Origin of the sequence: Saccharicrinis fermentans DSM 9555 = JCM 21142, from assembly GCF_000517085.1 — a bacterium.
In the GTDB taxonomy this organism is placed as follows: Bacteria; Bacteroidota; Bacteroidia; order Bacteroidales; family Marinilabiliaceae; genus Saccharicrinis; species Saccharicrinis fermentans.
The window spans coordinates 1-2,131 of record NZ_KI912106.1 but is presented as its reverse complement, the minus strand read 5'-3'; the positions used below and the strand labels follow the sequence as shown (position 1 = coordinate 2,131).

The 2,131-nt window shown below is 37.6% G+C and carries 3 protein-coding genes; all 3 read left to right on the top strand.

What is annotated here, in order from left to right; genetic code table 11:
- Window positions 1–156 precede the first annotated feature (156 nt).
- The 3 genes from CYTFE_RS0100050 to CYTFE_RS0100040 are packed head-to-tail and all read left to right on the top strand — an operon-like array spanning window position 157 to window position 1,957.
- Window positions 157–660, top strand: coding sequence for a hypothetical protein (locus CYTFE_RS0100050; RefSeq protein ID WP_027470135.1), 504 nt, complete (start codon window positions 157–159; stop codon window positions 658–660).
- A 3-nt stretch (window positions 661–663) separates the two neighbouring features.
- The gene (locus CYTFE_RS0100045) at window positions 664–1,485 is read left to right on the top strand and encodes a hypothetical protein (protein ID WP_027470134.1); all 822 of its coding nucleotides are present in this window, start codon (window positions 664–666) and stop codon (window positions 1,483–1,485) included.
- A complete protein-coding gene (locus CYTFE_RS0100040; RefSeq protein ID WP_027470133.1) occupies window positions 1,478–1,957 on the top strand; it encodes a hypothetical protein in 480 nt (159 codons plus the stop codon). The genes CYTFE_RS0100045 and CYTFE_RS0100040 overlap by 8 nt, the downstream gene beginning before the upstream one ends.
- Window positions 1,958–2,131: the final 174 nt, after the last annotated feature.

Genomic DNA, 2,131 nt, shown 5'->3' with positions numbered 1-2,131 from the left:
GTATAGGAATTGGTTTGGTTGGAGGGTATACGTTTGCAAAAACAAGCAAATACAGGAAATCAGATTAATGTTTCCGTTGACGGTAAGGTTAAAAAGACGGTAACGTGAATATTAATTTAGAAGGTAACGATCAGGATCAGGCAAAAAACGCCGAAAATGAACAGCATAAGCATACTGTCGGGTGAAACCCTGTTTGATGTGGCCATACGCGAGTATGGACACATGCAGGGTGTCGCTCAATTAGCTAAGGATAACAATATAGAATTAACATCAATTTTAAGTCCTGGTAGTGTTCTTAAAGTTGATGACTCTGTAACCTATGATTTGCCTGCCGTTACAGTTCGAAAAAATACATCTATTGCACCTAACACACAAACGGTTCATCAAGGACAAAATATTTTTGACATTGCTATACAAGAGTACGGAACCCTACAAGGAATCGAAAAGCTAACAATTGATAACAGTATCGGTTTAACAGAGAATCTGCCTGTTGGAAGTGTTTTAAATATAAGAAACGAAAAGCTAAACAAATTAGTGGTTGAGTTTTTGGCCGGAAAGGGCTTAAAGATAGCAACCGACTTTAGTGTCGAACAATCGGAAACACTAAAACCTCAGGGAATTGGATATTGGAAAATAGGCGTTGATTTTACAATTAGTTAAAAAATGGCAAGGAATATAACAGAAATACAGCAAGGTATAATTGATAATGTACAAAGTGATGAGGCGTTAAGCGAAGTACTTACAAGTGAAAGTAAAACTGCGTTATGGCGGCTTTTTTCTTATATTTTTGCAGTTGCTTCCTACTTGCTTGAGGTGTTATTTGATAAACACACGGATGAAATAGATGCAAAGCTAGCAACGCAAAAAACACATAACGAGACGTGGTATGCCGAAAAAGCAAAACAATTTCAGTACGGTTATGAGCTAGTCACTGAAACAGACTACTACGAAAACGAAGATGAAGATGCCAAAATCATATCGCATGCTGCTGTAGAAAGTAAAAACGGAACGCTTTTCATGAAGGTGGCAAAAAATGAAAATGGAGAATTACAAGCTTTAAGTACAAGTTCTCCTGATGAATTAACACCGTTTACAGCATATATAACAGCTGTAAAAGATGCAGGGGTTGTAATTAATGTTGTTAGTTCTATCGGTGACAATCTAAGGCTTGTGATGGATATCTATTACGATCCGCAAGTGCTAAATGCGGATGGAACGCTGATTACAGACCCTAGTCAATCACCTGCTGAAGATACGATAAGGAAATTTATTCGAACGCTTCCCTTCAACGGCGAATTTATTCCAGCCAGTCTGGTTGATTCACTTCAGGAAGCGCCAGGTATTGATATACCAGAAATACTTAGCGTTGAAACAAAATATGCCGACAACGACTGGCAAGCAGTACAAGGAAAGGTTGTGCCTAACGCAGGTTATTTAACCGTTACAGATGATGATTTAACACTTAACTATAAAGCAAATGTTTAATATCGACTTTAATTCGGTTGTGATATGGTTACTTCCAAACAAGTTGCGAACGATATTTAATGTAGCTTGGTTAAAAGCGCTTATTTCGCCAATTGTTGAAGTGTATAATAACTTTATTAGCTATCGTACACAAACCTTGTACAAACTCAATCACAACAGTCAGGTATGTTATATCGAATCGGCTTTAAATGATGCCTTTGATTCTTCTGATAGAAGGATATACATAACAGACGCTGGAGGTGAGGTGGTAACATTAATTAATAGAGACACTGATTTGGACGCTCTAATCATATCTGATGATGTTGAATGGGGTATAATAATACATAATGATTCAGCTTATTACGGGGGGAGTTATGATTTTATTGTAAACATCCCATATCAATTTTCGGAGGCAGATCTGTACAGGTTAAAAGGTATTGTTGATTATTATAAGCTGGCAGGCAAAAGATTTGATGTTGTGGTAAATATATAAGAAAGATGGATAAATTAACATTACAAGACAGGAAAGATTTTCCGCTTACAACTAACTCACTCGCATTTATGCAGGCCGCCTATGCAGCTATGGAGAAATTGGGCTATATAGGAGGCGATAACTATATCGTTTCGGGTTGCGAAGTTACAGGAACAAGTGCAGCCCCGGGGTACA